The organism is Sphingomonas sp. CFBP 13728 (assembly GCF_014841895.1).
Classification (GTDB): domain Bacteria; phylum Pseudomonadota; class Alphaproteobacteria; order Sphingomonadales; family Sphingomonadaceae; genus Sphingomonas.
Genome location: NZ_JACYUS010000001.1, coordinates 484,699 through 505,626 on the forward strand (window position 1 = coordinate 484,699; position 20,928 = coordinate 505,626).

A 20,928-nucleotide genomic window follows, 5' to 3' on the forward strand; every position below is an offset into this window, starting at 1 on the left:
CCCCGCCAGGGGAGGTGGCAGGCGCGCCTGACGGAGGGGGAGGTAGACGATGTCAGCCGTTCCGTGGTCCTCCCCCTCCGTCGCCTGGCGGCGACACCTCCCCCTGGCGGGGGAGGATCGCTTCGCCCTACGCCCCGCCGGTCACCACCACATCCGTCAAGTCCACCGCAGCCGGTCCGGCCAGCACTGGAACGCCGACGATCGGCAAGGCCGTGCCGACCGGCCCAGGCAACGCCTGCACGAGCGCCGGCCTGATCCTCGCGTCGGTAGCAGGCGCGAGCAGCGGTGCGGGTCGCATCGCCGCACTTGGAACCTGCGCGCGGTCGATCGGTGCAAGGATCGGATCGAACGGACCGAACGTCTTCGCCCGCACGCGCCGCGTGTTCTGCGCTGGATCGTAGCTCGGCACGGCCTGATCGATAGCCGCCGCCTGCAATCGACCGAGCGTCGCTAGAAGGCGCGCCTCCGCGGCATAGGCGCCGTAGGTCGCGTTGACGAAGACGAGTTGCGCGGTCAGCAGCCGCTGTTCCGAATCCAGCACTTCGAAATTCGAGCGAAACCCTTCCGCGAAGCCGCGCTGGACACCGGTGAGCGCAGACTCCGCGGCCTCGGTCGCGAGCTGCCCTGCCGCCATCTGCTCGCCGCCGGCCACCGCCTGGTTCCACGCGTTCTGCGCGTTGGCGAGGGCGGCCCGTCGCGCGGTCTCGACCTCGAACCCGAGTTGCTGGCGTTCGGCGACCGCGGCACGGACGCGCGACCCGATCACGCCGCCGGTCAGCAGCGGCATCGTCAGCGTGACCCCGCCGGTCGCCTGCGCGCCGGCATCGCGCAGACGGTAGGAATACGGACTTGCATAGCCATAGCTGCCCGACAGCGCGACGATCGGCGCGCGCTCGGCGCGTTGTGCAGCGATCCTCGCATCGCCCGCCTTGGTAGCCAGGATCGCCTGCCACAGGCTCGGGCTCTCCTTCTCGACCACCGCGAAGGCCGCGTCGAGCGAGCGCGGCAGGCCGGGCAGCGTCGGCGGGACGAGCAGCGTGCCCGGATTGCGCCCGACCACGGCCGCGAACCGCCCCCGGCTCGCCTGGAGGTTGACGGTCGCCTGCGCCAGTTGCGCGCGGATGATCTCGCGCTGCGCCTGCGCCTGCGCGATGTCGGTGCGCGTCAGGTCGCCGCCGCGTTCGCGCGCGATCGCCTGCGTGACCTGCCGCCCGTAGGACTCGAGCGAACGCTGCTGGATCGCCACCAGCGCCTGGTCGCGCCGCACCGACACGAACGCGTCGACGACTTCGAGCAGGATCGCGTTCTCCGCCTCGCGCAGCCGTTCGCGTCCCGCGAGCACGGTCGCCTCCGCCGCGGATACCTGCGCCGCGGTGCGCCCGCCGTTGAGCAGGATCTGCGACGCGGTCAGCGAAGCGCCGACCATCCGCCCCCGTGCCGTATCGAAATCGCCGAGCAGGCCGCGCTGGTCCTGTGACTGGTATTGCAGCGTCATGTTGACGCCCGCGTTGAGCCGGTACGCCGCCCCCGCCTGGACGATCTGCTCGTCGAGCGCGCGGAGTTGCGCACGCTGCCCCTCCAGCGAGGGATTACTCCGATACGCGTCCGAGATCGCCTGGCCCAGCGTTTCGGGTGCGGCGGACCGTGCCTCTTGTGCCGTCTGGGCGACCGCGGATCCGGCCGGCAACAGAAGCACGACGGCGGCGAGGCGAAGGATATCAGCGTTCATGAAGCGACCGTGAAAATGCCTCGGTCAACGGATCGAGGAGATAATCGAGTGCGGTGCGCGACCGCAGCTTGACGAGGACGGTGACGGGCACGCCTGCACGGATGCCGGTATCGCGCCCGCGGACGGCCTCGATCTTGGCGATCTGGTCGCGCGGCACGGTGATCTCGGCGCTGAAGTAACTGTGGCCAGTCTGCTCGTCGCGGAGCGAGTCCGCGGACACCGTGCGGACCGTGCCGAGCAGGATCGGCAGGTCGCGTTCGTGCAGCGACAGGAACTTCACCTCTGCCTCACGACCGGCAAACACGCCGTCGATGTCGCCGGGCGAGAAGTTCGCGCGGACCACCAGCGGCGCGGCGTCGGGGACGATGTCGAGGATCGCCTGCCCCGGCTGGATCACGCCGCCGACCGAGAAGACGCGCAGACCGACGACGCGACCGGCGACAGGCGCGCGAATGATCGTCCGCGCCATCTGCTCGCGCGCGGCGGCGAACTTGGGCATCACCTCGTTCAGCTGGAACTGCGTGTCGCGGAGCAGCGTCGCGCTGTCCTCGACATATTTGCGCCGGGTCTGGACGCCCTCCGCGCGCGTCTGGCCGATCTGTTCGCGTGCCGCCGCCGAGCGCGAGACATAGTCGGCGTCGGTGCCTTCGAGCTGCTGGATCGAGCGCTCGATCGCGCGCACCGTGTTGCGCGAGACATAGCCCTGATCGGCGAGCGTACGCGTACTCTCCAGCTGTTGGCGGAGCGACGCACGCTGGCGGGCGGTCGCTTGCGCCTGTGCGTTGAAGCCGGTGGTCTGCTGCGCGACGGCCGCCGCCTGCTGGCGGAGCACTGCGCCGTTTGCCGCCAGCGCAGCCGACCGCGCGGTGCGTTGCGCGATCTGGAGCGACTTCGCTCGCTCGACCAGCCGCAGGTCATCGCCCTGTGCCGACGCGAACTCGGCGGGCCAGACGATCGCGCCACCGCGAACGTCCGCTTCGAGCCGCGCCCGCTGCGCCTGGAGGTCGATGACACTGGCCGCCAACGCGCGCTCGCTCGCGGTCACTTCCGCACCTTCGAGCCGGAACAGGACATCCCCCGCGCGGACGTGTTGCCCATCCCGCGCGGCCATTGCCGCGACGATCCCGCCCTCGCGGTGCTGGACGGTCTGGCGATTGCCGGCGACGACCACCTGCCCGTCGCCCGCCGCCGCCGCATCGAGCCGCGCGAACGCCGCCCAGCCGAGCCCGACGACGAAGAACAGGATCGCGACTATCCCGCCGACGAGGATCGCATGGCGCGGTGAATCGTCGAGGCGGAGGCGATCGCCGAGGCTCGCGCCACCAGCGGCGGGGACTGGACTGGCCAGTTCGGCGGGGATCATCGTGCGCCTCCGGTAGCAGCGGCGGGCGCGGCATTGGCGGGACGCACCACCTTTGCCCGCTCGTCGAACAACTGGATCGTGCCGCCGCGCAAAACCATGATCTTGTCGACCGCTTGCAGAAGCCCGGTCCGGTGCGTCGACACGATCACCGTCGCACCGCGCGCGCGCAGTGCTGCCAACGTCGTCACCAGCCGCGCTTCGCCCTCGCTGTCGAGATGCGCGTTGGGCTCGTCGAGGAACAGGATCGTCGGCGTACCAAACAGCGCACGCGCCAGCGCGACCGACTGGTTCTGCCCCGCCGACAGCCCCGATCCGTCCGCCATGCTCAGCATCGTCGCATAGCCCTGCGGCAGGCCGAGGATCACCTCATGCGCACCCGCCGCCTGCGCCGCTTCCACCACCGACGCGTCGAGCTGTTCGCTCTCGCCCGCCAGCACCGACTGGAAGCGCGAGATGTTGGTGTGGACCGAGGTCGGGAACAGCGACGGCGATTGCGGCATATAGCCGACGTGCCGACCGAGTTGCTCGCGGTTCCAGTCCGCCAGACTCGCGCCGTCGATCCGAACCTCGCCCGTATCCGGCGACAGCGCGCCCGACAGGACGCGCAGCAAGGTCGACTTGCCCGCACCGCTCGGGCCGACCAGCGCGACGATCTCGCCGGGTTCGACCGCGAAACTGATGTCCGTCAGCAGCGCCCGATCGCTACCTTCGGCGCGGACGGTGACGCCGCGGACGTCGATCCGGCCGACCGGCGCGGGGAGCGTCGTCGCATCGATCGACGGCCCCGGCATCGCGCAGAACGCGTCGAGATCGCGGTAGGCGTTACGCGCGGCGGCGAGCGGCTTCATCGCGCCGAGGATCTGTTCGACGGGTTGCAATGCGCGCCCGAGCAACAGCGACGCGGCAAAGATCGCGCCGCCCGAGATATCCTGCCGGATCGCCAGCAACGCGCCGAGCGCCAGCGCGAGCGATTGCAGCAGCAGGCGGAGGAACTTGGTGATCGCGAGGAACTGCCCCGACGTGCCGGCGAGCGCGGACTGGCGACGGACCAGCTCGGCACGCTCCAGCAGGTGCCGGGTGATCAGCGCGTTGCGCATTCCCATCACGCGCGCGACCTCCGATCCGTGGATCGACACGTCCTGTTCGCGCGTCGCGAGCACCGCGCGCGTCTGCGTGTCGCGCGCCGCCCCCGCGGTCACCCGGTCGCTAAGGATCGCGATCCCGCCGAGCAGCAGCGCGCTGACCAGCGCCAGCACGCCGATCCACGGATGCAGCAGGAACGCGATGCCGATGTAGATCGGTGCCCAGGGCGCATCGAACAGCGCAATGATCGTCGGCCCGGTCAGCGTGCCCCGCACCGTATCGAAATCGCGCATAGCCTGACTGCGCTGACCGATCGTCGCGCCATCGGTGCCCAGGATCCGCAGCAATATGCCCGGCGCCGCCCGACGCTCCAGCCGCATGCTCGCGCGCAGCAACAGTCGCATGCGGACGGCATCGAGGATCGCGAACACGATCAACGACAACACGAGGATCAGCGTAAGCAGCAACAGCGTCGCACCACCGCGCGTCGGCACCACGCGATCATACACCTGCAACATGAAGATCGACGGCACGAGATACAGGATGTTCACCAACCCGGAAAACAGCGCCGCGAACAGCAGATGCCGCCGGCAGCCTTCGACTGCGCCGGACAGGACATTCCCGGCGCGATCGGGTTTCACAGTCGCAAGCGCAGAGGGAGACGTCGGCATACGCCCGCTTAACCGCGAAAAGTTAAACGAACGGTTTCATGGTGTTGACGACGTTGGCGGACGTTTCGCACCACGCCGGGCTTCGTCGGCATCGTATTTGTGGCGTCTCCGCGAACCGCATCGATGACACGCGCCAGACCGCACACGCATGCGGGAGCGCTAGCCTTGCTCGGTAACGGTAGCCGCTGACGTGCGAACGGTCAGAGGCGCCAGGGCAGGATCGACGCCAGCAACAAGACATGCATCGTCCACCCCGACCTCCCCTTTGCAGAAGCCGATATGTCTGGCCGTCGTGGCACCAGCTGTTCCTCGATACGGGCACGACGCGGATGTAACGGGTCGGCGGTTACAACCGCACCGCGTTCAGCCTCAGCGCGTTCGTCACCACCGCAAACGACGACAGCGCCATCGCCGCGCCCGCGAGCATCGGCGACAACAGGTTGCCGGTCATCGGGTACAGTACGCCCGCAGCCACGGGCACGCCGATCCCGTTGAACAGGAACGAGAATGCCAGGTTCTGGCGGATGTTGCGCATCGTCGCCCGCGCGAGCCGCCGCGCGCGCACCAGCGCCGCGAGATCACCCTTGGTCAGCGTGATGCCCGCGCTTTCGATCGCGACATCGGTGCCCGTCCCCATCGCGATGCCGACATCGGCGGCGGCGAGCGCGGGTGCGTCGTTGATCCCGTCCCCTGCCATCGCGACGACCGCGCCGCCGCGTTTCAGGTCGCCGACGATCCGCGCCTTGTCCTCGGGTTTGAGGTCGGCGTGGACCGCATCAATGCCACCGATCGCGCGCGCCACGGCCTCCGCGGTACCGCGACCATCGCCCGTCAGCATGACGATCCGCAGCCCCTCCGCGTGCAGGTCGGCGATCGCAGCCTTGGCGGCCTCGCGGATCGGGTCGGCGACGACGAGCATTCCTGCAAGCCGTCCGTCGACCGCGACCAGCATCACCCCCGCGCCCTCGTCCCGCCGCGTCTCGCTTTGCCGTGCAAGCGATGCCGGATCCGCGCCGACCGACACCATCATCGCCGCATTGCCGATCGCGACGCGCCGCCCGCTGACATCCGCCGCCACGCCCATCCCGGTCGTCGAAGCGAACCCCGTCACCACCATCGTCGCCAGCTTGCGATCGTCCGCCGCCACGACGATCGCGTGCGCCAGCGGATGCTCCGACGGGCGCTCGACCGCCGCGGCCAGCGCGAGCAGTTCGTCCTCCGCCATCCCGCCGAGCGTCTCGACCGCGGTCAGCCTCGGCCGCCCCTCGGTCAGCGTACCGGTCTTGTCGATCACCAGCGTGTCGACGCGTTCGAGCGCCTGCAACGCCTCCGCGGTCTTGACCAGCACGCCCGCCCGCGCGCCGCGTCCGGTGCCGACCATGATCGCCATCGGCGTCGCCAGCCCCAGCGCGCACGGACACGCGATGATCAGCACCGCGATGGCGTTGAGCAGCGCATGGCCGAAACTGCCGGTCGCATACCAGACCACGAACGTCACGACCGCGATCGCCACCACCAGCGGTACGAACCAGCCCGACACGCGGTCCGCGACCGCCTGGATCGGCGCACGGCTGCGCTGCGCCTCGGCGACCATTCGCACGATCCGCGCGAGCACGGTGTCCGCGCCGACCGCCCGCGCCTCCATCACGAGGCTGCCGGTGCCGTTGATCGTGCCGCCGGTCAGCGTGGTGCCGATCGTCTTGAGCACGGGCGCAGGCTCGCCGGTCAGCATCGCTTCGTCGACCGACGACCGGCCATCGACGACAGCGCCGTCGACCGGGATCGCCTCGCCCGGCCGTATCCGCAGCCGATCGCCGAGCGCGACGTCGGCCAGCGCAATTTCGGTTTCGTCGCTCCCGACGATCCGCCGCGCGGTCTTCGGCGCCAGATCGAGCAGGGCGCGGATCGCCCGCCCGGTCGCTGCCCGCGCGCGGAGTTCGAGCACTTGGCCGAGCAGGACGAGCGTCACCACCACGCCCGCCGCTTCGTAATAGACCGGCACCGTCCCGTGCATCCGGATCGACTGCGGGAACAGGCCGGGCGCGATCGTCGCGGCGACGCTGTACAGGAACGCCGCGCCGACACCGAGCGAGACCAATGTGAACATGTTGAGCCGCCAAGTCCGCACCGAGACCCACCCGCGTGCGAAGAACGGCAGCCCCGCCCACAACACGATCGGCGTGGTGAGGGCGAGCTGGATCCAGGCCGACCAGCCCTGCAGGACGACCACGATCCCCGTCATCTCGGCCCCCATCGAGAGCACGAGCAACGGCACCGTCAGCACCCCGGCAATCCAGACCCGCCGCGTGAAATCGACGAGTTCGGGATTGGCGCCGTCGTCGAGAGTCGGTGCTTCGGGTTCGAGCGCCATCCCGCAGATCGGGCAAATGCCAGGTCCCTCCCGACAAATCTCCGGATGCATCGGGCAGACCCACATCATCGCAGCAGATCCCGAAACTCGGCGAGCCGCGACCGATAGCCATCCGCATCGCCGTATTCGAGAAAGGCGTAATAGCGGTGAAGCGGATCGTCGACGCGCAGTGCATGCTTGATCGGGCACCAATATTGCTCGGTCCGGCTGCTGACTTCACGGACGAACCCGACCAGCCCGTTCGCGTACGAACAAAAGGCGCAGTTGAGCGCTTCGATCCGGTTCAGATAGCCCAGATGGGCGCGATCGAACATGATGTAGTCGCCGCGCCGCACCCGCGCGATCCCGTACGCGCGAAAGCAGATCGCCTGGTACAGGCTGACCCACGCATCGACGATCAGCAGCGGCACGATCAGCGAGTAGATCACCGGCGCAGTCACGATCCAGACCAGATCGGAACGCGCGACGAAACGCAGCACCGATACTTTCAACCGCCGCTGCGCATCGAGCACGCCGTGTTCGAACCCGACGATCCGCCCGGTGAGCTCGACGCCGAGCGCGCGCCGTCGTTGCTCGATCTCGCGGTCGAGTTCGCCCTGGAGCCGGACGATCTCGTGCGCGAGACCCTGCATCCTCTGGATATCGATCGTCATGCGGTCTCCTCGCAGGGGCGGAGGATCGCCCATCCGCAACCTAGTTTGGAGGGGAACCGTCGCTAGGATCGGAAACTACGTGTTTCCCGACGCTCCGGCGAGGCGCGCTTTGCGGCTAATCCAGAACCGTACCCAAGTCGGGTGCGTGATCGATAAGGACGCCACGATGGTCGAACTCGTCAGCGAGCGTGCAACCGCCCCCGAACGTATAATCGCGCCATCGCCGCCCGTAGAAGAACCGGTGACGTGGAGCACGGATCTCGTGACGCGCAGCGGCTACGTCTTCCACGTCCGGCCCGCTTCGCCCTCGGATGAGGCAGCGCTCGGCGAATTCTTCACCAAGGTCGACAAGGAAGACCTGCGGTTCCGCTTTCTCAGCGCGATCCACAAGGTCGACGAGACCCAGCTCAAGGCCCTGGTGACGGTCGATCACGAGCATACCGAGAACTTCCTCGCTTTCGAATACGGCACCGACCGGATCCTCGCGACCGCGATGCTGGCCGCCGACGAGACGCTCACGAATGCCGAGGTCGCCGTCGCGATCCGCGCCGATTTCAAACGCCTCGGCATCAGCTGGACGTTGCTCGATCACGTCGCGAAGTTCGCGCGGGCAAAAGGCATCCGCACGCTGGAGTCGATCGAGAGCCGCGACAATCATCAGGCGATCGACCTCGAACGCGAGCGCGGCTGGATCGCGTCGGCCTGTCCGGGCGATTCCGCCGCGATGATCCTCCGGATGACTCTTTAGGCCGAATCCGATGCCTTCGCGGCGCCGCACCCGGGTTCAGCGCCGTCCGTCGACGAGAATGGGGCGATGACCGACAGCCCTTCGATCCTGACCGAGCGCGTCCGCTGACTCGGGATTCACCGCCCTTCTGGACCCGGACGGCCGCCGCGCTGTTCGCGGAACTCGGCGCCACCATGAGCGGCCTAACCGCGGTCGAGGCGTCGGCGCGCCTCACGCGTTATGGCCCTAACAGCGACAGCGCCGAAGCCCGCACCGGCCCGGCACGCGCGATGGCGCGACGCCTGCTCGAACCGCTCTCGCTCATCCTGCTGGCCGCGGGACTCGTATCGGCCGCGACCGGCGATGCGGTCGGCGGGTCGATCATCGTCGTGATCCTCGGCTTTTCGATCCTGCTCGACACCTATCAGGAGGGACAGGCGGTTCATGCCGCGGCGATCCTGCGTCAGTCCGTCGCCGTTTCCGCGCGCGTGCTTCGTGACGGCGCGTTCGTCGCGGTTGCGGTCGAGGGGGTGGTGCCGGGCGACATCGTCGAGGTTCGCGCGGGCGACATCATTCCCGCGGACGCGCTGATCCTCGACAGCACAGCCTTCACCGCCAACGAAGCCGCGCTGACCGGCGAACCCTATCCGGTCGACAAGCGCGCCGGCATCGTCACGGCGACCACCGCGGCCGAAGCCTCGAACGCGCTGTTCCGCGGGGCGATCGCGCAGACTGGTACCGCGACCGCGCTGGTCGTCGGCACCGGGCGGGCGACGCTGTTCGGTTCGGCGGCGGCGGCGCTGGCGACCGACGCCGCCCCCTCCCCGTTCGAGCGCGACCTCCATGCCTATGGCCTGCTGACGACCCGGTTGACGCTGGCGCTGGTCGTCGTCGTGCTGACCGCGAGCATCTTCCTCGGTCGGCCGTTGCTCCAGTCGCTGCTGTTCGCGGTCGCGCTCGCGGTCGGGCTGACGCCGGAGCTGTTGCCGATGATCACCACCGTCACGCTGTCGCGCGGCGCGATGCGGATGGCGAAGCGCAAGGTGATCGTGAAGCGGCTCGCATCGATCCACGATCTCGGCGCGATGACGATCCTGTGCACCGACAAGACCGGTACGCTCACGTCCGCGCAGATCAGCCTCGCGCAGAGCATCGACCGCGCAGGCCAAGACGATCCGGAAGCCGCACGGCTCGGCGCTATCGCGGCGGCGCTCGGCGGCGATCGTGGCGCGCTCGATACGGCCCTGGTGACCGCATCGCCGGACGCCGCGAAGGGTTGGGCGCTGGCCGCGCAGAGCGTGTTCGACTTCGACCGGCGGCTCGGGACGGTGCTGGCGAGCGGAACCGACGGCATCATCCTGATCACCAAGGGCGCGCCCGAAGCCGTGCTCGCGGGATGCGTCACGTTGACCGACGCGGACCGGGCAGCCGTCCTCGCGCAGGTCCGCACGCTTGCCGAACAGGGTCTTCGCGCGATCGCGATCGCCTCGCGATCCTGGACCGGCCCGGCTCGCCCGCCGACGCCGGAGGACGAAACGAACCTCGTCTACGCCGGCCTCTGCGCATTCGCCGATCCACCGAAGGACACCGCGCCCGCCGCCGTCGCGCGGCTGCAGGCGGCGGGGATCCGGCTGAAGATCCTGTCGGGCGACGATCCCGTGGTGGTCGCGCGCCTTGCCGGACTGGTCGGCCTTGCTACGTCCCGCGTGCTGTCCGGCGCCGACATCGCGCGGCTCGGCGACGACGCGCTGGCGGTGCAAGTTCGCGAGGTCGACGCCTATGGCCGGCTCGCGCCCGACCAGAAGGCGCGGTTGGTACGCGCGTTGCAGGCGGACGGTGCGATCGTCGGCTATCTCGGCGACGGGATCAACGACGCGCCCGCGCTGAAGCTTGCCGATATCGGCCTGTCGGTCGCAGGCGCCGCCAGCGTCGCGCAGGCGTCGGCGGACATGATCATGCTCGACAGCGATCTCGGCGTGGTGGCGGACGGCGTCGAGGAGGGCCGGCGGACGTTTGCGAACATCCTCAAATACGTCCGGATGGGGGCCAGTTCGAACTTCGGCAACATGCTGTCGATGGCGGCAGCGTCGCTGTTCCTGCCCTTCCTGCCGATGCTGCCGACGCAGATCCTCCTCAACAACCTGCTCTACGACGTGTCGGAGATCGGCATTCCGTTCGACGGCGTCCGGCCCGAAGCCGTCGCAAGGCCGCAGGTGTGGAGCATGCCCGCGCTGATCCGCTTCGCCGCCGTCATGGGTCCGTTGTCGTCGGCGTTCGACCTGCTGACGTTCGCGGGGCTGTCGCTGATCTTCCACGTCGCCGCGCCGGAATTTCGCACCGCGTGGTTCCTGGAATCGATGGCGACGCAGATCCTGGTGATCTTCGTCATCCGCACCAACGGTCGCCCGTGGGCGGACCTGCCGCGCCCGGCGCTCGCGCTGTCGTCGCTCGGTGCGCTGCTCGTGGCGATGGTGCTGCCGTTCACGCCGATCGGCGGCTGGTTCGGCTTCGTCGCGCCGCCGCTCGCGGTAATGGGCAGCTTGGCAGGCCTCACGCTGGCCTATCTGGTGCTGGCCGAACTCCTGAAGACGTTCCTGTTCGACCATCGCCCTGCGCAACCCCGGCGCCACGGCCGCGGTCGCGCTGGATGACGATGGCAAACATCTGGCGCGGGGCTTACGCCATGCCGGCTGGCTGCTCGGCATCGCGGTGATCGCGATCGTCGTCGCCGCCGTGTTGCGGATCGGCGACCTGCACGCATTCGCGATGATGCTCGGCGATGCTCGACCCGGCTGGCTGCTCGTCGCGGTGGTGCTACAGGCAACCACCTATGCGAGCGTCGCGGCCGGCTGGGCGTTCGTGCTGGCCGAAGCCCGTCAGCCGCAACCGTTCCGCAAGCTCTATCCGATCGCGGTCGGAAAACTCTTCGCCGACCAGGTCATCCCGGTCGCGGGTATGGGCGGCAACCTTTACCTCGTCGATCGCCTCACCGCGCTGGGCGTCCATTGAGGCCATGCCGTCGCCGCACTGCTCGTTGCGATGATCGGCTTCTATGCGGCGTACGGCGTCTTGGCGCTGGCGATGCTCGTGCTGGTATGGATCAAGGGGCTCGCCTCGATCTGGATCGCCGGTTTCGTCGCGATCTTTCTCGTCGTCGCGACGGCGATACCGGGACTGGCGCTGTGGATCAGGCGACGCGGGCGACGTCCGTTCTCGCCGGCATTCGTTCGATTTGCGTCCATCCGGACGCTCGTGGCGATCGTCGGCGAGGCACCGAAGCGCCTGCTGGTCGACCGCCAGCTCATCACGCGCGTCGCTGCGGTGAACAGCCTGATCTTTCTCGCCGACGCCGCCAGCCTCACGGTGTGCTTCCTCGCGCTCGGTCACCCGGTCGGCTTCGCCGTCGCATTCGTCGCGGTCATGACCGCGTCGATGCTGGCGACGCTCGGTCCGATCCCGCTCGGTCTCGGTACGTTCGAGGCGGGATCGACCGGTATGCTGACATTGATGGACGTCCCCGTCGAAGCAGCGCTCACAGCGACCTTGCTGCTGCGGGTCTTCACGGTATGGCTGCCGCTCTTACCCGGTCTGGTACTGATCAGATCCGCACTCGCCGACACATCGCTTCGCCAACGATCACCTGGGCGGTGACGATCCCCACACAGCACGCGCGATAGCCCGTATTCGCGCCGGTTGGGTCCGTCGCCCGCTTCGGCGGCAATGGTGCATCACTTCCCCCGTCAAGCGATCGCCCCGACCAAGTTCAGTAGATTTGACCGATCCGGGCATTCAAGACAGTCGACCAGAGCGGCCGCACATCCACCTTCGTCGGAATGACCTTTGCCGTCGCGAACCGGTCCGCAACCTGTTGCTGCGAGGCGATCGCCGCATCGGTGACGGGCACTATGCGCGGATCGGAACTGCGCTCCCGAAACTGCTGGAGCCAGATCGCTTCGGGTACCCCGGTATCCTTGGCAAGCGCTGTCGCCCAGGCCGCGGGGTTGGCCACCGACCATGCGAAGGTCCGCGCGATCTTGCCGAGATAGTCGCCGATAGCCTCACGCCGTAGCGGGTCGGCGAGCGCTGCGGTCGACGCCGCGACGACGTAATTACCCGACAGCCTCCCCTTGCCGGTGGCGAGCACGCGCGCGCCGGTCGACCGGGCGAGGCTGCCCTGCACGCCGTAGATCACCCATGCGTCGAGCCGTCCCTGCTGGAACGCGGTCAGTCCGTCCGAGGGCGACAGCGCGATCGGCACGACGTCCGCGAACGTCAGCCCGACTTCGTCGAGCAGGCGCAGCAGGATGTAATGCGAGGTCGTCGCACGGACATACCCGACGCGCTTGCCGCGCAGACCCGCCGCATCGCGGATGGTCGAACCGCCCGGCACCAGCACGACCTGATTGTTGACGTCGTACTGCTGCACCGCGATCAGCCGGAACAGCGGGTCCGCGGCGGCGGCGAAGATCGGCGGTATCTCGCTCATCCCGCCGAAGTCGACCGCGCCGGCGTTGATCGCCTCGACGATCTGGTTGCCGCCCGCGAACAGCGCCTTGCTCACCGTATAGGGCGGCGCGGCTTCGCCGGCCTGCGCGAAGAACGAGTCGATCTGGCCTTTGTAGGTGGCGACGCGCAGCGTCACGTCCTTCAGCGCGACCGGTTTGGAACCTCCGCGTCCGCACGCCGACAGGGCAAGCGCGCCGCCGATCACCGCGCGGCGGGAAACCAGCGGGCTCAATCGAGCAGGTCCGGCTCTTGCGAGACGATCACGTCCCAATAGGGCTGGAACGCCCACAACGCGCCGACCTCCGTGCCGACCTGCGACGCGGTGTGCCGCGCGACCGCGTCGCTCATCGGCTTGGTCGTGCCCGCAGCTTCGGCCAGCAACTGTGCCTGGCACGCATTCTCCATCGCGAGATATCGCCAGACCGCCGCCTCGACCGAATGACCGACCGTCAGGATGCCGTGGTTCTGGAGGATGACCGCCTTGCGGTGGCCCAATGTGCGCGCGATCTTCTCGCCCTCGCTCGCATCGAGCACGACCCCGCTATACTCCTCGAACAGCGCGTGATCGTCGTAGAAGGCGGCGGAATCCTGCGTCAGCGGATCGAGCAGCCGCCCGAGCGACGACCATGCCTTGCCGTACAAGGAATGCGAATGCGCCGCCGCGATCACGTCGGGCCGGGCCTTGTGCAACTCCGAATGGATCGCGAACGCCGCGCGGTTTAGGCGCGGGGGCACGCCCTTGGGCGGCTCGACGACCACGCCGTCGTGACTGACCAGCATCAGGTGCGACACCTTGATCCGGCCGAAATGCACGCCGAACGGATTGACCCAGAAGTGATCGGGCCATTCGGGATCGCGCACCGTGATGTGCCCCGCGCCGCCCATGTCGTAGCCGTTGCGCCCGAACAGCCGGTACGCGGCGGCGAGGCGCTGTTTGCGATACAGCCGCTCGACCGCGGGATCGGCGTGGACCGGGATCACGGACGACCCGAACTCGGGCAACAGCGCCTCGACGATCGCAGTCTCGGCCTGCTCCTTGCGCCGCAGGGGAAGCGGGTTGGTCATCGTCGGTCTCCTCAATAGCCGCGGGCGCGATCGACCACGCCGTCGAGCGGTTGCCCGCGGCGGAAGCGATCGAGATTGGCGGCGAAACTCAGCGAAAGATTGCGCCGCGTCTCGGTCGTGTGGACGCTGGTATGCGGCGACAGGCGGACGCGGGGATGCGTGTAGAAGCGGTGCCCGGCGGTCAGCGGCTCCGGGTAGGTGACGTCGAGCGTCGCGCGCCCGACCCGCCCTTCGTCGAGCGCGGCGAGCAACGCATCGTCGTCGATCAGGATACCGCGCGCGATGTTGATCAGGTGCAGGTTCGGCTTGGCCAGCGACAGGAGTTTCGCATCGATCATCCGCTCGGTCTGCGCGGTCGCCGGCGCAGCGAGAACGACGTGGTCGGCCTGCGCGAAGATCGTCGCGGGATCGGCACGCTCGACACCCGCTGCGAGCGGCAGGTCCGAGCGGCGCGTGGCGATCACCCGCATCCCCAGCGCCTGAGCGCGCGGGGCGAGCGCCTCGCCGATCGCCCCGAACCCGATCAGCCCGAGCGTGGTGCCGGCAACGGTCGCGAGCGGCTTGGCCACCCAGTCTTTCCGATCACGGATCCAGATGTCGGGGAGATGTTTCGCCTCGGCCAGGATCGCCGCGAGCGCGAACTCCGCCAGCGCGATCGCCGACGCCCCGCGTGCGGTGGTGACGACCGGCCCCTCGAACAGCCAGTCCGGGTAGAAATCGATGCCGACCGAGACGAGCTGGATCCAGCGCAGATCGAACGGCCAGCCCCCGGGTCGCACTGGAAACGCATCGCCCGGCCGTCGGAACGGCGCGGCGATCAGCACTTGCGGGCCATGCGCGAGCCCGGCCGATCCGGGTGCGATGCTGACGATCTCCGCCGCCTGCGTCGAGGCTGCAAAGGCGTCGTTGAAGAGCGCCGGTAGCTGGCTGGCGACCTGGACACGCGTCACGCCCCACGCTCCGCAAACGCCGCGCGACCGGTGCTGCCCAGCACGACATCGCCCTGCGGCGTATGGATGCGACCGCACAGCACATCGCGCAGATGCCGCTCGAGCGGATTATGCCGCGTCAGCCCGGCATTCCCGGTGACTGCGATCGCCTTCTCGACCGCGGCGATCGCGTTCTCGGTGACGAGGTGCTTGACCAGCCCCGCCTCAAGCCCGCTCGTCGCACCCGACGTACCGGCATCGAGCAGCAACCGGTTCTGCAACAACAACCCGTCGATCGTCCCGATCACCTCCTGGAACCGCGGCAAGGTCGACAACGACGCACCGAGATTGGTCGGCTTGCGATCGATCAGCCAGCCGACCAGCCAGTCGCGCGCATTCCGTGAGACGGCATCATAGATCGCCGACGTCAGCACCGCGGACCAGTTGGCGAACGCAGCGGAATAGGGCGGCTGCTTGCCGACCGGCCTGGGCTCCAGCGCCTGATCGAACGGCACCAGAACGTCCTCGAACACGACGTCGTGGCTGGCACTCGCGCGCAGCCCGAGATGATCCCAGCTCTCCTCGATCCGGATGCCCGGCGTATCGGCGCGTACCAGCCAGCCGCCGACCAGCGGCTCGGCATCGTCCGAACGCGCCCAGACCACCATCCACGTCAGCGCGGTCGAGCCGGTCGAAAAGATCTTCCGCCCATCGAGCCGCCAGCCCTCGGCCGTGCGCCGCGCGATCGTGCCGGGAAGGCCGCCCCGCGCCGGCGTGCCCAGGTCCGGCTCTACCCGCAGCGCATTGATCAGCGCACCATCGCGCAACGCCTCGCCGACGACACGCGTCTTCAGCGCCTCAGAGAAACCGGACCGATCGTCGAGCCCGGCATGGAACAGATACTGCATCGTCAGGACGAGCGCGGTTGCCGGTTCGCCGCGCGCGACCGCCGAGATCACGCGCCGCGCCTCCGCCAGATCGCCACCACCACCGCCAAGCCGACGCGGCGCGGTCAGCGCGAGCAGGCCGTGACGGTGCAGAAGCGCGAAATTCTCGACCGGCAGCGTGCCGGCGCGGTCATGCTGTGCAGCGGTTGCAGCGAACGCGGCCGTCACGCCCGGCAGGATTGCATCGAGATCAAGCGTCGGCCCCTGCGGCGCAATCGAGAGGAGTTGCGCACTCATCGCAGGACCATGTCGATCAGGCCGTCGACAGGCTTCAAGTGAAGACGATCGGTCGAGCGCGGCGCGTGGCCGCCGTGCTGCGATCCGGGTCCAGGATTAGGATATACCAATGCTGCGCTCCTTCCCGCAGCAAGGAGCGCTTCATTTCCCATCGAATCAATGTAGATTGTCTGCTAACGCATATGAGCCTGGCTTCTAGGACCGATCATGGCCGTCAACATTCCCACCGACGTCGTGCGCAGCTTCGTCGCGATCGTCGATGCCGGCTCGATGCTCCGTGCCGCGGACCGCGTGTTCGTCAGCCAGTCCGCGCTCAGCCTGCAGATGAAACGGCTGGAAGAACTGCTCCAGGTCGCGCTGTTCCGGCGGGAGGGACGCAGGCTCGTCCTCTCGGTGCAGGGCGAACGGTTCCTGCCGCACGCGCGCGACCTGCTTGCGGTCAACGACGGTGCTTTGGCGGCGCTTGGCGACGGCAGCCTCGCCGGCCCCGCGCGGATCGGCTTCGTCCAGGATTTCGCGGAGACGTTGTTGTCCGGCGTCTTGTCGGTGTTCTCGGTCAGCAACCCCGACGCCTCGCTCGACGTTCGCGTCGCAGGGTCGGCCGAACTGCTCGATCTGCTCGCGACCGACCGCCTCGACATCGTCCTGTGCATCGGCGAGGACACCGACAAGGCCGCCGTCGCGACCGCCGACATGCACTGGCTCGGCAATCCACGCCTGATATCCGCGGCGATCTTGCCCTTGGCGGTGCTCCAGAAGCCATGCCGGTTCCGCGATGCCGCGATCGCCGCGCTGGAGGCGGCGGGCAGGCCCTACCGGATCGTCCTGGAGACGCCGAGTCTGTCCGCCCTGCGCGCGGCGGTGACCGGCGGGATCGGTATAACCTGTCGAACCGACGCCTTGATGGGGCTCGATCCGGAAATCCACGACGGGCTCCCCGCGCTGCCCCGCGTCGCCTATGTCCTGCACATCAACGACACGCGACATCCGGTACTCGACCGGCTCCACGACGTCGTCCTTCGTTCGATCGTCGAATCCGCCAGCGCAGATTGACGCTCTTCACGGCCGCAAAGGCTTTCTTTCCCGTTCCCCTAACCTGCTGAGATCGAGGCGGTTTTAGGCTCGTATTTGCAACGCTCATAAGGCTAGCAAGTCATTCTCTATTGAACGAATGGGAATTGAAGACGCATTGAAGGCGCTCCGGAAAAACGAGCGTCCGAAAGGCTGTCCATGGCGAAGACGTCCCAACGATCCACCAGCCGATCATGGCAGAGCAGGCTCCAGCGTAGCCGCTGGGTATCGCCGATAGCGCTCATGCTGGCCTGGGAAGCGGCGTCCCGGGTTGGTTTGATCCCCACCCGTACATTGGCCGCGCCTTCGCAGGTGCTGGACACGCTGTGGGGCATGATCGTGTCGGGCGAATTGCCCGCCAACCTCGCCGTATCGCTCGGTCGCGCGGCGGCGGGCCTCGTGATCGGCGTGAGCCTCGGCATCGTCCTCGCCCTGGTCGCCGGCCTCACTCGCGAGGGCGAAGCGGCGGTCGACTCTCCCGTGCAAATGCTGCGGACATTGCCCGCGCTCGCGCTGTCGCCACTGTTCATCGTCTGGTTCGGGATCGGCGAGACCCCCAAGATAGCGCTGATCGCGTTCGCGACGCTGTTTCCGGTCTATCTCAATCTCTACAACGGCATCCGCGGAGTCGATGTCCGGCTGATCGACGCGGGGCGTAGCTTCGGCCTGTCGCGCGCGCAGATCGTCACCGACATCGTCCTCCCCGCCGCACTACCGCAACTGCTGGTCGGGCTGCGCTACGCCTTCTCGGTCGCGGTGCTGATCCTGGTCGTCGCCGAACAGATCAACGCTTCGGCGGGTCTCGGCTTCCTGATCAACAACGCGCGCGATTTCATGCGGACCGACATCATCGTCGTCTGCCTGCTCGTCTATGCCGGGCTCGGCCTCGCCGCCGACCAGTCGGTGCGCCTGATCGAAGACCGTGCGCTCGCGTGGCGCCCCAAGCTCGTGGAGGCCTGAACCATGACCATCTCGCACATCATCCCGATGCCGCAGCCCGTCCGCCCCGTCGTCAAGCTCTCGCGGTTCTCGCGCAGCTTCGGCACGAACACCGTCCTCGACAATCTCCATCTCGAGATAGCGCAAGGCGAGTTCGTCGCGCTGCTCGGCCGTTCGGGGTCGGGCAAGACGACGTTGCTGCGGACGCTCGCGGGACTCGATGCAGCCGATGCACAGGACGTGACGATACCGACGTCGCGCGCCGTCGTCTTCCAGGATGCGCGGTTGCTGCCGTGGAAGCGCGTGTGGCGCAATGTCGGGCTCGGACTGAAGGGCGCGGACGTACGCGACCGTGCAGAGGCGGCGCTGCGTGAAGTCGGTCTCGGCCACCGGCTCGACGTCTGGCCGCTGACGCTGTCCGGCGGCGAGGCGCAACGTGTGGCGCTCGCCCGCGCGCTGGTCCGCGAACCGAAACTGCTGCTGCTCGACGAGCCGTTTGCAGCACTCGACGCGCTGACTCGGGTGAAAATGCATGGCCTCGTGATGGCGCTGTGGCGCGCGCACAAGCCGGCCGTGCTGCTGGTGACGCACGACGTCGACGAGGCGATCGCGCTGGCCGACCGGGTGCTGGTGCTCGATGCCGGGCGGATCGTCGTCGAGGAACGCATTTCGGTCCCGCGCGGACAACGTACCGGTATCGCGGCGGCATTGCGCGAGCGGTTGCTGGGATCGCTCGGCGTCGAACGCGACGAGCCCCTGCCCTTCGTGAAGGCCGAATGATGGCGAGCCTCGTACAAGACCGCCCACGCCTCGACCGCTTGCGCGACTTCGTCACCGGCATCGGCACGCTGCTCGACCGCACCCGCGACGAACGCTCGCTGCTCGAGGAAGGCAGCACGGCGCTGGGCAGGCTGGTCGCGCACGACGACTGGCTGCCGGACGCCTACGCAGCGCCAAACCCGGATCGTTACTCGCAATACCTCCTCCACTGCGACAGCCGCGAACGCTTTTCCGTCGTCAGCTTCGTCTGGGGACCGGGACAGGCAACGCCGATCCACGATCACCGCGTCTGGGGCCTGGTCGGCGTGCTGCGCGGCGCCGAACTCTCCGAACGGTTCGCGCGCTACCCGGACGGCGGGTTGCACGCAGTCGGCGCGATCGAGCGTCTCGAAGCCGGCGAAGTCGAGGCCGTCTCACCCTCGGTCGGCGACATCCACCGCGTATCGAACGCGTTCGACGACTGCGTATCGATCAGCATCCACCTCTACGGCAGCAACATCGGTGCTGTCGAACGCGCCACCTATGATGCAGCGGGCACCCCGAAGCGGTTCGTGTCGGGCTATGCCAACGCCGTGCTGCCGAACCTCTGGGACCGTTCGGGAGCAACGCTTTGACTACCCCCACCGAAATCCGCACCGCGCTGCTGCTCGGGCATGAAATCGCGCTGCTCGACGTTCGTCACGAAGCCGCGTTCGCGACCGGGCACCCGCTGTTCGCCGCCAATCTCGCCTTCGATCGCATCGAGCTGGAAGCGACGATCCGCCTTCCGCGCAAGGACGTACCGATCGTCCTGTACGACGACGGCGAAGGCTATGTCCCCGCCGCCACCAAAGCGCTGACCGCCCTCGGCTACACCCAAATCACCACCCTCGAAGGCGGTCTCGCAAGCTGGCGCGCGGCAGGCTTCGAAGTGTTCGAGGACGTGAACTCCTACTCGAAGGCGTTCGGCGAGCTGGTCGAGGCGCGCCGACACACGCCGTGGCTCGCCGCCGAGGACGTCGCCGCGCTGATCGAGGAGAAGGCCGACATCGCGATCCTCGATGCGCGCCGGTTCGAGGAATATGCGACGATGAACATCCCCGGCTCGACCAGCGTGCCGGGCGCCGAACTCGTGTTGCGCGTCGCAGAGGCGGTGCCCGATCCCGACACGACAATCATCATCAACTGCGCCGGCCGCACGCGCAGCATCATCGGCACGCAGTCGCTGATCAACGCCGGCATCCCCAACCGCGTCGTCGCGCTGCGCAACGGTACGATCGGCTGGACGCTCGCCGGCCAGTCGCTCGCGCACGGCAGCGACCGTTCTGCGCCGGAAGTACGACACAGCGACGAGTCCGCCGCGACCGCCCGCGCCGTCGCCTACCGCGCGGGTGTAAAACGCCTGACGCCCGCCGAGCTCGCGGTGCTCGAACGCGACACTAGCCGCACGCTCTACCGCTTCGACGTGCGCCGCCCCGACGAATACGCTGCCGGCCACATTGCCGGCTTCCGGTCCTATCCCGGCGGACAGCTGGTGCAGGAAACCGACATCGCCGCGCCGGTTCGCGGTGCGCGGATCGTCCTTGCCGACGACATCGGCCCCCGAGCCGACATGACCGCGTCGTGGCTCGCGCAACTCGGCTGGGAGGTGTTCGCGCTCGATGGCGGGTTCGCCAATGGCACTGGGGGAGACCTCGAAACCGGTCCCGGCCCGACCATCCCGCCGGGCGACCCCGCGCACCGGTACAAGCGCCCCTACGAAGGCACCGACAACGCCGCTGCCGCGATGCAGGCCTATCTCGACTGGGAATACGGCCTGGTCGACCAGCTCGCGCGCGACGGCACGCACGGCTTCTACGTCATCTGAACCCGCGAAAA

At 68.3% G+C, this 20,928-nt stretch carries 15 protein-coding genes and 1 pseudogene; 8 read left to right on the forward strand and 8 right to left on the reverse strand.

The features are described from left to right. Nucleotides 1–127: 127 nt before the first annotated feature. The 4 genes from IFT67_RS01985 to IFT67_RS02000 all read right to left on the reverse strand — a co-directional run bounded on the left by IFT67_RS01985 (nt 128) and on the right by IFT67_RS02000 (nt 7,406). Nucleotides 128–1,729, reverse strand: a complete 1,602-nt coding sequence (locus IFT67_RS01985; protein WP_192144854.1) for a TolC family protein — start codon at nt 1,727–1,729, stop codon at nt 128–130. Further along, a complete protein-coding gene (locus tag IFT67_RS01990; RefSeq protein WP_192144855.1) occupies nt 1,719–3,092 on the reverse strand; it encodes an HlyD family type I secretion periplasmic adaptor subunit in 1,374 nt (457 codons plus the stop codon). The genes IFT67_RS01985 and IFT67_RS01990 overlap by 11 nt, the downstream gene beginning before the upstream one ends. Continuing rightward, nucleotides 3,089–4,816: a type I secretion system permease/ATPase gene (locus IFT67_RS01995; protein ID WP_342450531.1), complete on the reverse strand. Its 1,728-nt coding sequence runs from the start codon at nt 4,814–4,816 to the stop codon at nt 3,089–3,091. The genes IFT67_RS01990 and IFT67_RS01995 overlap by 4 nt, the downstream gene beginning before the upstream one ends. A 376-nt stretch (nt 4,817–5,192) precedes the next feature. Next, nucleotides 5,193–7,406, reverse strand: a complete 2,214-nt coding sequence (locus tag IFT67_RS02000; RefSeq protein WP_446740787.1) for a copper-transporting P-type ATPase — start codon at nt 7,404–7,406, stop codon at nt 5,193–5,195. A 609-nt stretch (nt 7,407–8,015) separates the two neighbouring features. Here IFT67_RS02000 and IFT67_RS02010 point away from each other — a divergent pair. The 3 genes and pseudogenes from IFT67_RS02010 (at nt 8,016) to IFT67_RS02025 (ending at nt 12,248) form a co-directional block, all read left to right on the forward strand. Then, nucleotides 8,016–8,618, forward strand: a complete 603-nt coding sequence (locus IFT67_RS02010) for a GNAT family N-acetyltransferase (RefSeq protein ID WP_342450532.1) — start codon at nt 8,016–8,018, stop codon at nt 8,616–8,618. A gap of 104 nt (nt 8,619–8,722) precedes the next feature. Continuing rightward, a complete protein-coding gene (mgtA, locus tag IFT67_RS02015; protein WP_274602669.1) occupies nt 8,723–11,248 on the forward strand; it encodes a magnesium-translocating P-type ATPase in 2,526 nt (841 codons plus the stop codon). Nucleotides 11,249–11,300: 52 nt separating this feature from the next. Then, nucleotides 11,301–12,248: pseudogene (locus IFT67_RS02025) on the forward strand (lysylphosphatidylglycerol synthase transmembrane domain-containing protein). Nucleotides 12,249–12,360: 112 nt separating this feature from the next. On the opposite strand, the gene IFT67_RS02030 reads toward IFT67_RS02025, so the two are convergent. From IFT67_RS02030 to IFT67_RS02045, 4 genes are read right to left on the reverse strand one after another with little or no spacing between them, the layout of a single operon-like run. Continuing rightward, the gene (locus IFT67_RS02030) at nt 12,361–13,335 is read right to left on the reverse strand and encodes an ABC transporter substrate-binding protein (protein ID WP_192144861.1); all 975 of its coding nucleotides are present in this window, start codon (nt 13,333–13,335) and stop codon (nt 12,361–12,363) included. After that, nucleotides 13,332–14,168: a class II aldolase/adducin family protein gene (locus IFT67_RS02035; protein WP_192144862.1), complete on the reverse strand. Its 837-nt coding sequence runs from the start codon at nt 14,166–14,168 to the stop codon at nt 13,332–13,334. The genes IFT67_RS02030 and IFT67_RS02035 overlap by 4 nt, the downstream gene beginning before the upstream one ends. A gap of 11 nt (nt 14,169–14,179) precedes the next feature. Further along, nucleotides 14,180–15,118, reverse strand: coding sequence for an NAD(P)-dependent oxidoreductase (locus IFT67_RS02040; RefSeq protein ID WP_192144863.1), 939 nt, complete (start codon nt 15,116–15,118; stop codon nt 14,180–14,182). Further along, nucleotides 15,115–16,281 (reverse strand): acyl-CoA dehydrogenase family protein, encoded by a 1,167-nt coding sequence (locus IFT67_RS02045; RefSeq protein ID WP_192144864.1) that lies wholly within the window; start codon nt 16,279–16,281, stop codon nt 15,115–15,117. The genes IFT67_RS02040 and IFT67_RS02045 overlap by 4 nt, the downstream gene beginning before the upstream one ends. Nucleotides 16,282–16,488: 207 nt before the next feature. On the opposite strand from IFT67_RS02045, the gene IFT67_RS02050 reads away from it, so the two are divergent. From IFT67_RS02050 to IFT67_RS02070, 5 genes are all read left to right on the forward strand, one after another. Beyond that, nucleotides 16,489–17,334, forward strand: coding sequence for a LysR substrate-binding domain-containing protein (locus IFT67_RS02050; protein WP_192144865.1), 846 nt, complete (start codon nt 16,489–16,491; stop codon nt 17,332–17,334). A 177-nt stretch (nt 17,335–17,511) separates the two neighbouring features. Then, entirely contained in the window at nt 17,512–18,312 is an 801-nt protein-coding gene (locus IFT67_RS02055) for an ABC transporter permease (protein ID WP_192144866.1), read from the forward strand. A 3-nt stretch (nt 18,313–18,315) separates the two neighbouring features. After that, nucleotides 18,316–19,071 carry an ABC transporter ATP-binding protein gene (locus tag IFT67_RS02060; RefSeq protein ID WP_192144867.1) on the forward strand — a complete coding sequence of 252 codons (756 nt, stop codon included), beginning with the start codon at nt 18,316–18,318 and terminating at the stop codon, nt 19,069–19,071. Next, nucleotides 19,071–19,685 carry a cysteine dioxygenase family protein gene (locus IFT67_RS02065; RefSeq protein WP_192144868.1) on the forward strand — a complete coding sequence of 205 codons (615 nt, stop codon included), beginning with the start codon at nt 19,071–19,073 and terminating at the stop codon, nt 19,683–19,685. The genes IFT67_RS02060 and IFT67_RS02065 overlap by 1 nt, the downstream gene beginning before the upstream one ends. Continuing rightward, on the forward strand, nt 19,682–20,917 hold the full coding sequence (locus tag IFT67_RS02070) for a rhodanese-like domain-containing protein (protein ID WP_192144869.1): 1,236 nt from the start codon (nt 19,682–19,684) through the stop codon (nt 20,915–20,917). Before IFT67_RS02065 ends, IFT67_RS02070 begins: the two co-directional genes overlap by 4 nt. The last annotated feature ends 11 nt before the right edge of the window (nt 20,918–20,928 follow it).

Coding starts and splice junctions, on each gene's coding strand:
- IFT67_RS02045 (WP_192144864.1), bottom strand. CDS start 16,281: ATGAGTGCGCAACTCCTCTCGATTGCGCCGCAGGGGCCGACGCTTGAT.
- IFT67_RS01990 (WP_192144855.1), bottom strand. CDS start 3,092: ATGATCCCCGCCGAACTGGCCAGTCCAGTCCCCGCCGCTGGTGGCGCG.
- IFT67_RS02055 (WP_192144866.1), top strand. CDS start 17,512: ATGGCGAAGACGTCCCAACGATCCACCAGCCGATCATGGCAGAGCAGG.
- IFT67_RS02065 (WP_192144868.1), top strand. CDS start 19,071: ATGGCGAGCCTCGTACAAGACCGCCCACGCCTCGACCGCTTGCGCGAC.
- IFT67_RS02050 (WP_192144865.1), top strand. CDS start 16,489: ATGGCCGTCAACATTCCCACCGACGTCGTGCGCAGCTTCGTCGCGATC.
- IFT67_RS02060 (WP_192144867.1), top strand. CDS start 18,316: ATGACCATCTCGCACATCATCCCGATGCCGCAGCCCGTCCGCCCCGTC.
- IFT67_RS02035 (WP_192144862.1), bottom strand. CDS start 14,168: ATGACCAACCCGCTTCCCCTGCGGCGCAAGGAGCAGGCCGAGACTGCG.
- IFT67_RS01985 (WP_192144854.1), bottom strand. CDS start 1,729: ATGAACGCTGATATCCTTCGCCTCGCCGCCGTCGTGCTTCTGTTGCCG.